The organism is Comamonas sp. GCA5 (assembly GCF_036541385.1).
Classification (GTDB): Bacteria; Pseudomonadota; Gammaproteobacteria; order Burkholderiales; family Burkholderiaceae_C; genus Comamonas; species Comamonas aquatica.
Map to the genome: position 1 here is coordinate 1 of NZ_JAZHFR010000125.1, position 7,308 is coordinate 7,308.

Genomic DNA, 7,308 nt, shown 5'->3' on the forward strand with positions numbered 1-7,308 from the left:
CTGGCCGCCCACGGCCGCGTGCCGGCCCGGCAGGCGCAGCCGGCAGGCCAGCAGCAGGCCCCCGTGGACAGTGCCTGGACGGTAGCTGCATGAAATTGGCTGTCAACGCTTGCTGGTCAAGCGCTGACAGCTTCTGTTTTGATAGTCTATGAATTTCCAGCAATTGCGCTCCGTGCGCGAGGCCGTGCGCAGCGGCTTCAACCTGACCGATGTCGCACAGATCCTGCACACTTCGCAACCGGGGGTCAGCCGCCAGATCCGCGAGCTGGAGGAGGAACTGGGAGTCGACATCTTCCTGCGGGCCGGCAAGCGCCTGACCGGGCTGACCCAGCCCGGTGCCGAGCTGCTACCCATCGTGGAGCGCCTGCTGCTCGATGCCGATAACCTGCGCCGCGTGGGGGCCGACTTCAGCGCCAGCGCGCATGGGCAGCTGTCGATCGCCGCCACGCACAGCCAGGCGCGCTATGCGCTGCCGCAGGTGGTGCAGGAGTTTCGCCAGCATTACCCCCTGGTGCGCTTGCACCTGCACCAGGGATCGCCCAAGCAGGTGGCGCAGATGCTGCTCAGCGGCGAGGCCGACCTGGGTGTGGCCACCGAGGCCCTGGCCGGCTATGAGGGTCTGGTCACGCTGCCTTGCTACCGCTGGACGCACAGCGTGGTGCTGCCGCCCGGCCACCCGCTGCTGCAGCACGAGCTGCCGCTCACCCTGCAGGACCTGGCGGCCTTTCCCATCATCACCTACGAGCAGGGCTACACCGGGCGCGCCCACATCGACGAGGCCTTTGAGCGCGAGGGCCTGGTCCCCGACGTGGTGCTGACCGCCATGGATGCCGATGTGATCAAGACCTATGTGGAGCTGGGCATGGGCGTGGGCATCGTCGCCTCGGTGGCGCTCGATCCCGAGCGCGACCTGCACCTGCACGCGCTGGATGCGGGGCATTTGTTCGAGGTGAACGTCACCCGCCTGGGGCTGCGCCGCGGTGCCTGGCTGCGCGGGTATGCCTACGACTTCATGCAGCGCTTTGTGCCCACGCTGACGCGGGAGGTGATCGCCCAGACCCTGCAAGGCAAGGCGCCGGCGGTGTAGAGTCGGGCCCGTGTTGCGCGCTTACCCACCCCCTCATTTCTGGATCCTGCACATCGATGGCTCGGCCATGCCCAACCCGGGGCGCATGGCCGTGGGCCTGGTGCTCACCGGCCCCGACGGCTCCCACCACAGCGCGGCACGGCGCCTGCCGCACACCGGCTGCAACAACGAGGCCGAGCTGACTGCCTTGCTCGACGGCCTGCAGGCCGCGCAGCAGGCCGGGGCCCAGGCCCTGCGCATTTACACCGACAGCCATGTGCTGCTGGAGCAGTTGGCGCCAGCACCCGGCCGCCCACCGCGGCCGATCGTGCGGCTGGAGCCGCTGTTCGCCCAGGCGCGCCAGGCCTTGCAGGCCCTGGGCACGGTGCAGTTGCGCTGGGTGCCGCGGCGCTGCAACAGCGAGGCCGATGCCCTGGCACGCGCGGCCGCCGAGGCGCTCGAAGTTTGAGGAAAACATAGCGCACAGCGCAGGCTGCACAAGCGCTGGTGCCATTTTTGGCCAGAAACTCTGGTGCAACCGCGCCGTGAGGGCCGGGGGCGCGGCTGTGCCGGCCCTGCCTGCCGCCATGCGCCATCCACGTGGGGCCCCGCTTTCCTGTCGCCGCGCAAGGTACTCAGAGCCTGAGACAATGTCGCCCATCATGAGTGACCAGAACGACAAGATTTCCCCCGATACCGAATACGCCGACATGCCCGCCGCCAACCCCAGCCTGCCCGAAGGCTGGCTGGAAGTGGTGTCCATGGACATGGAAGCCAAGGGCGTGGCCCGCAAGCCCGATGGCAAGGTGGTGTTCATCGACGGGGCTTTGCCCACCGAGCTGGTCACGGCCAACGTGCACCGCAAGAAGAACAACTGGGAAGCCGCCAGCCTGCGCGAGATCCACCGCGAATCTGCACAGCGCGTGCAGCCCGGCTGCCCCAACTTCGGCCTGCACGATGGTGCCTGCGGCGGCTGCAAGATGCAGCACATGCACGTGGCGGCCCAGGTGGCCGTCAAGCAGCGCGTGCTGGAGGACAACCTGTGGCACCTGGGCAAGGTCAAGCCCGAGACCCTGCTGCGCCCCATCGAAGGCCCGGCCTGGGGCTACCGTTATCGCGCCCGCCTGTCGGTGCGCTATGTGATCAAGAAGGGCAAGGTGCTGGTGGGCTTCCACGAGCGCAAGAGCCGCTACATCGCCGACATGGAAACCTGCAAGGTGCTGCCACCCCACGTGGACGCCATGCTGATGCCCATGCGCGCGCTGATCGCCAGCCTGGATGCGCGCGAGACCTGCCCGCAGATCGAGGTGGCCTGTGGCGACCATGTCACCGCCCTGGTGCTGCGCCACCTGGAGCCGCTGTCCGACGCCGACCTGCAGCGCCTGCGCGACTTTGCCGCCGCACAGAACGTGCAGTGGTGGCTGCAGCCCAAGGGCCCGGACACCGTGCACCTGATGGACCCGGGTGGCCCCCAGCTGTCGTATGCGCTGCCGGACTTCGGCATCACCATGCCGTTCAAGCCCACGGACTTCACCCAGGTCAATCCGCACATCAACCGCGTGCTGGTGACGCGTTCGCTGCGCCTGTTGGATGCGCAAAAGAGCGACCGCGTGATCGACTGGTTCTGCGGCCTGGGCAACTTCACGCTGCCGCTGGCCACCATGGCGCGCGAGGTGCTGGGCATCGAGGGCTCGGACGCGCTGGTGCAGCGCTCGCACGAGAACTACGCCGCCAACAACGCCACGCGCGCGCAGGGCGACCAGCTGGCTCCGACCCGCTTTGTGGGCCGCAACCTGTTCAATATGACGCCGGCGCTGCTGATGGCCGACGGCAATGCCGACAAGTGGCTGGTGGACCCCCCGCGCGAGGGCGCGTTCGCCCTGTCCAAGGCGCTGGCCGACATCCACCAGATCCGCATCGGCGCCAAGCAGACTGGCGTGGCCACGGAAGAGCAGCCCGACCTGCTGCCCCCGCTGCCCGAAGGCCACGAGGCCTGGCAGTTCCCCGAGCGCATTGTCTACGTCAGCTGCAACCCCGCTACCCTGGCGCGCGATGCCGGCCTGCTGGTGCACCAGGCGGGCTACCGCTGCGTGGCCGCTGGGGTGGTCAACATGTTCCCGCACACGGCCCACGTGGAATCGATGGCCGTGTTCGAGCGCGCCCACTGAGGGTGTGCCTGACCGGGGCGGCGTTGCTGCCCTGGTGTGACACGCCACAAAAAAAGCCCGGATGCGCGCAAGGCTCTCCGGGCTTTTTTGTGGTGGTGGGCACCCGCTCAGCTGCGGGGTCGGGTGTATTCGGTTTCGACGTCGTCTTCACGGGCGCGTGCAGGCTCGGGCTTTTGCGTCAGCACCGAGGGCGTGCCTTCCAGCTTGTGCTCGCGCATGTACTCGTCCATCTCCTTCCAGCCGGCGAACACCATGGCCTTGGGCGCCTTGGGGTTGAGGGTGTAGCAGTCTTCGATGCCGCGCATGGCATGGCGGCAGGCGCTGCCGATGGCCTTGGCCTCGTTCTCGCGGATCACCATGCGGGGTCCGGACCCAGACCCGGCACCTGTTCAAGACAACCTGCCAGCAAGCCTGCGGCCAGCGGCAGCAGCAAGAAGGCAGGGCGGAAGTAGTGGAGATGTTTTGGCATGTGTCAGTGGTATCGACAAGCTGCAGACAATATTAAGGGTTTCTTCGCGCGGACGTAAAAAAGCCCCCGAAGGGGCTTTTAGGGCCTTGTGGCCGTGCATCAGTCGCGTTCGCCGCCCATGATGCCCAGCAGGGCCAGCAGGCTCTGGAACACGTTGAAGATGTCCAGGTACAGGGCCATGGTGGCGCTGATGTAGTTGGTCTCGCCGCCGTCGATGATCTGCTTGATGTCGTACAGCATGTAGGCCGAGAAGATGCCGATGGCCAGCATGGAAATCGCCATCATGCCCGCGGTGGAACCCACGAACACGTTGATGACGGCACCCACCATCAGCACCAGCGCGCCGACGAACAGCCACTTGCCCATGCCGGAGATGTCACGCTTGATGACGGTGGCCAGCGAGGCCATGACGAAGAACACGCCGGCCGTGCCCGCAAAGGCGGTCATGATCAGCTGCGAGCCATTGCTGAAGCCCAGCACCATGGCAATCATGCGCGACAGCATCAGGCCCATGAAGAAGGTAAAGCCCAGCAGCACGGGCACGCCTGCGGCCGAGTGCTTGGTCTTTTCGATGGCGAACATGAAGCCGAAGGCGCCGCCCATGAAGACGAGCAGGCCCACAAAGCCTGTCAGGCCGGCCGTGATGCCGGTGGCCACACCAACCCAGGCGCCCAGCACGGTGGGCAGCAGGCTCAGTGCCAGCAGCCAGTAGGTGTTGCGCAGCACTCTGTGGCGCTGCTGCTGCGCGATACCGTAGCTTGCAGAGTCCAAAGTGTTTACTTGGTGGTTCATTGAGTGTTTTCTCCTGTTGAACGGGCGAAATGCCCGTGGCGTCCATTCTATGAGAAGGGTTGCGGGGTGTAAGTTCCCGCCGCTCGCGCAGGGCGGAGCGGTTTTTCCGCGCGTTTTTGGGTTGGAATGTTTTGCGCAGAAGGTTGGGGCGGGGGGCTGGATTGTCGCTATGCTTGCCCTGTTTTGTATACAAATTGTGGGAGTCGTAGCGATGAAGAGCAAGTTTGAACTGGAATTGGCCGATGTCAAGAAAATTGCCGCCGCGGCAGAAGCCGAAGCGCTGAAAAACCACTGGCCAGTGACCATCTCCATCGTGGACGATGGCGGCCACCTGCTGTGGTTGCAGCGCCTGGATGGCGCCGCCGCCATCTCCTCGCACATTGCGCCGGCCAAGGCCCGCTCGGCCGCTCTGGGCCGCAAGGATACCAAGGCCTTCGAGGACATGATCAACAACGGCCGCACGGCCTTCCTGAGCGCGCCCTTTGTGGATGGCCTGCTGGAAGGTGGCGTGGCCATCCTCAAGGACGGCCAGTGCCTGGGCGCCGTCGGTGTCTCCGGCGTGAAGGCCAGCGAAGACGCGCAGGTGGCGCAAGCCGGCATTGCGGCGCTGGGCCTGTAAGCCGCCGCTTCTGCGGCCATAGAAAAAGCGACCGGTCGGGTCGCTTTTTTGTTGGGAGCTTCGTGGAAAAAAGGACTGGCTACGCAATGCCCGATGAACGCCTTGTTGGCTGGCCTAAAACGATGCCGGGCCAGTGAACCCGGAATCGCCCCACGATGAAACGGTTTATTTGGTCAGGATCAGCTTGCCCAGCTTGGTGGCCTGCAGGCGGTAGGTGGCGCCGTTGTGCACGATAGACACCGATTTCTGGCCACGCAGCAGCAGCTCGCTGTCCACGCTCAGGTCCTCGGCGGCGCTGGCCGGCTGGCTGGCACGCTCGGACAGCACAGACGATGGGGCTGCAACGCGGCGCGCGGTGGGGAGGGTGAGTGTGGCTTGCATGGTGCGAAGTGTTGGGTTGGTGTGAATGTTTGTTAATGATAACGATTCTTATTCGTGAGTCAACCGCTATTCGGTGTCCCTGGATGTAAAAGGGGATTGCATGCAGGAATAGATAGCGCCTGGCGCTCTTCTGCATTCGCATTCAGCCCAAAAAGTGATTGAAACCCAGGAATGGCGAGCGCTAACAGCTCTGTTTTTTGCAAAGCCTAAAAAAAGCCCTGCAGGCTTGCGCGTGCAGGGCGGGGGCGTTCTCGGGCCGTGCAGCCGGCGGTCAACGCTCAGGTTCGGTCACGAAGCCGATCTTACGGATGCCCGATGTCTGGGCCGCCGCCATGGCCTTGGCCACGCGCTCGTAACGCACTTGCTTGTCGCCGTGGATGTGCAGGTCCGGCTGCGGGTCCTTGGCGGCCTCGGCCTTCAGGCGCTCCACCAGCTGCTCGTCGCTGATGGCTTCCTTGTTCCAGTGGTACTGGCCCTGGGCGTCGATGCTCAGGCTGATGTTCTGGGGCTTGACCACCTCGGGCTCGTTGGAGGCGCGGGGCAGGTCCACATTCACCGCATGCTTCATGACAGGCACGGTGATGATGAAGACGATGAGCAGCACCAGCATGACGTCCACCAGGGGCGTCATGTTGATTTCGTTCATGACTTCATCGCTGTCGTCTTGGGTGCCGAAGGCCATGGCTTACGCGCCTTTCTTGATCGGCAGCACCTTGCCGTCGGTGCCGTTGCTGGACGTGTCCACGGTCATGCGGGCACCGGTCACGAAGAAGGCGTGCAGGTCGTGGGCAAAGCTGTTCAGACCACCCAGCACGCCCTTGTTGCCGCGCACGATGGCGTTGTAGCCCAGCACGGCGGGGATGGCCACGGCCAGGCCGAAGGCCGTCATGATCAGGGCCTCGCCGATGGGGCCTGCCACCTTGTCGATGGACGCCTGGCCGCTGGTGCCGATCACGATCAGCGCGTGGTAGATGCCCCAGACGGTGCCGAACAGACCCACGAAGGGGGCGGTGGAGCCAACCGATGCCAGGATGGCCAGGCCGGACTGCAGGCGGGCCGTGAACTCATCGATGCCGTTGCGCAGGCAGCGTGTGATCCAGTCGCTGACGTCCAGCGCATCGTGCAGGTGGGCACTGGTCTTGCGGTGGTGGGCGATGGCTTCGCGGCCTTCCAGGGCCAGGTAGCGGAAGGGGTTGGATGGATTGGCGTCCAGCTTGTTCAGGCCGGCGCCGAAGTCTTCGCTGTGCCAGAAATCCTTGGCTTCCTTGGCGTATTTCTTGAACTTCATCAGGCCCAGGGCCTTGACGATGATCACGACCCACGAGGCGACCGACATGAGCAGCAGCAGGATGGCGACGCCACGCGTGACAAAGTCGCCTTGCGCCCAGACGTGGGCAATGCCGAATTGGGATTCCATGAAAACTCCTCAGATGACTGTTTATTCGAGAACGAAATTGATGGGCACGATGTACCACATGGCTTCGGGGACGCCATTGCGCTTGCCGGGCACAAAGCGCCATCGCTGCACGGAGGTGATGGCGGCCTTGTCCAGGCGCTCATAGCCACTGGACGTCTTGATTTCAATTTGCTGCGGCAGGCCTTGTTCGCTCACCATCACGCGCAGCAGCACCTTGCCCTGCTCGCCCATGCGGCGGCTGATCGATGGATAGCCGGGGCGTGGATTGTTCAGGTAAGCGGCGTCGCTGGATGGCAGCTGCACGGCCCCGCCCGAAGGTGCGGCTGGCGGTGTCGACGGGGCCGGTGGTGCGGGCGGGGCGGGGGGGCGCCGTCTCGACGGCGGTGCGCTGTCCAG

At 65.0% G+C, this 7,308-nt stretch carries 9 protein-coding genes and 1 pseudogene; 4 read left to right on the plus strand and 6 right to left on the minus strand.

What is annotated here, in order from left to right:
• Nucleotides 1-148: 148 nt before the first annotated feature.
• From SJH88_RS17955 to rlmD, 3 genes are all read left to right on the plus strand, one after another.
• Nucleotides 149-1,087 carry a CysB family HTH-type transcriptional regulator gene (locus tag SJH88_RS17955; RefSeq protein WP_274755264.1) on the plus strand — a complete coding sequence of 313 codons (939 nt, stop codon included), beginning with the start codon at nucleotides 149-151 and terminating at the stop codon, nucleotides 1,085-1,087.
• 13 nt (nucleotides 1,088-1,100) lie between these two features.
• Nucleotides 1,101-1,535, plus strand: a complete 435-nt coding sequence (locus SJH88_RS17960; protein WP_274755265.1) for a reverse transcriptase-like protein — start codon at nucleotides 1,101-1,103, stop codon at nucleotides 1,533-1,535.
• Nucleotides 1,536-1,776: 241 nt separating this feature from the next.
• On the plus strand, nucleotides 1,777-3,234 hold the full coding sequence (rlmD, locus tag SJH88_RS17965) for a 23S rRNA (uracil(1939)-C(5))-methyltransferase RlmD (RefSeq protein WP_231499253.1): 1,458 nt from the start codon (nucleotides 1,777-1,779) through the stop codon (nucleotides 3,232-3,234).
• A 107-nt stretch (nucleotides 3,235-3,341) separates the two neighbouring features.
• Here rlmD and SJH88_RS17970 read toward each other — a convergent pair.
• Nucleotides 3,342-3,703 (minus strand): annotated as a pseudogene (locus SJH88_RS17970) (hypothetical protein).
• Nucleotides 3,704-3,802: 99 nt separating this feature from the next.
• Complete coding sequence (locus SJH88_RS17975; protein WP_274755266.1) at nucleotides 3,803-4,495, minus strand: Bax inhibitor-1/YccA family protein; 693 nt, start codon at nucleotides 4,493-4,495, stop codon at nucleotides 3,803-3,805.
• Between the two features lie 211 nt (nucleotides 4,496-4,706).
• Here SJH88_RS17975 and SJH88_RS17980 point away from each other — a divergent pair, with 211 nt between their 5' ends.
• Nucleotides 4,707-5,114: a GlcG/HbpS family heme-binding protein gene (locus tag SJH88_RS17980; protein ID WP_042416552.1), complete on the plus strand. Its 408-nt coding sequence runs from the start codon at nucleotides 4,707-4,709 to the stop codon at nucleotides 5,112-5,114.
• Between the two features lie 165 nt (nucleotides 5,115-5,279).
• Here the strand turns inward: SJH88_RS17980 and hemP are convergent, their stop codons facing one another.
• The 4 genes from hemP to SJH88_RS18000 form a co-directional block, all read right to left on the minus strand.
• Nucleotides 5,280-5,495 carry a hemin uptake protein HemP gene (gene hemP, locus SJH88_RS17985; protein WP_042416549.1) on the minus strand — a complete coding sequence of 72 codons (216 nt, stop codon included), beginning with the start codon at nucleotides 5,493-5,495 and terminating at the stop codon, nucleotides 5,280-5,282.
• A 271-nt stretch (nucleotides 5,496-5,766) separates the two neighbouring features.
• Nucleotides 5,767-6,177 carry an ExbD/TolR family protein gene (locus SJH88_RS17990; protein ID WP_042416545.1) on the minus strand — a complete coding sequence of 137 codons (411 nt, stop codon included), beginning with the start codon at nucleotides 6,175-6,177 and terminating at the stop codon, nucleotides 5,767-5,769.
• 3 nt (nucleotides 6,178-6,180) lie between these two features.
• Nucleotides 6,181-6,912, minus strand: coding sequence for a MotA/TolQ/ExbB proton channel family protein (locus SJH88_RS17995; protein ID WP_043386915.1), 732 nt, complete (start codon nucleotides 6,910-6,912; stop codon nucleotides 6,181-6,183).
• Between the two features lie 21 nt (nucleotides 6,913-6,933).
• Nucleotides 6,934-7,308 (minus strand): energy transducer TonB (locus SJH88_RS18000; protein ID WP_274755267.1); only part of this gene is annotated, 375 nt, incomplete at its 5' end.

Bases quoted from the DNA above. Each gene is read 5' to 3' on its own strand.
- SJH88_RS17955 (WP_274755264.1), top strand. From the start codon at position 149: ATGAATTTCCAGCAATTGCGCTCCGTGCGCGAGGCCGTGCGCAGCGGC.
- SJH88_RS17995 (WP_043386915.1), bottom strand. From the start codon at position 6,912: ATGGAATCCCAATTCGGCATTGCCCACGTCTGGGCGCAAGGCGACTTT.
- SJH88_RS17975 (WP_274755266.1), bottom strand. From the start codon at position 4,495: ATGAACCACCAAGTAAACACTTTGGACTCTGCAAGCTACGGTATCGCG.
- hemP (WP_042416549.1), bottom strand. From the start codon at position 5,495: ATGCAAGCCACACTCACCCTCCCCACCGCGCGCCGCGTTGCAGCCCCA.
- SJH88_RS17990 (WP_042416545.1), bottom strand. From the start codon at position 6,177: ATGGCCTTCGGCACCCAAGACGACAGCGATGAAGTCATGAACGAAATC.
- rlmD (WP_231499253.1), top strand. From the start codon at position 1,777: ATGCCCGCCGCCAACCCCAGCCTGCCCGAAGGCTGGCTGGAAGTGGTG.
- SJH88_RS17980 (WP_042416552.1), top strand. From the start codon at position 4,707: ATGAAGAGCAAGTTTGAACTGGAATTGGCCGATGTCAAGAAAATTGCC.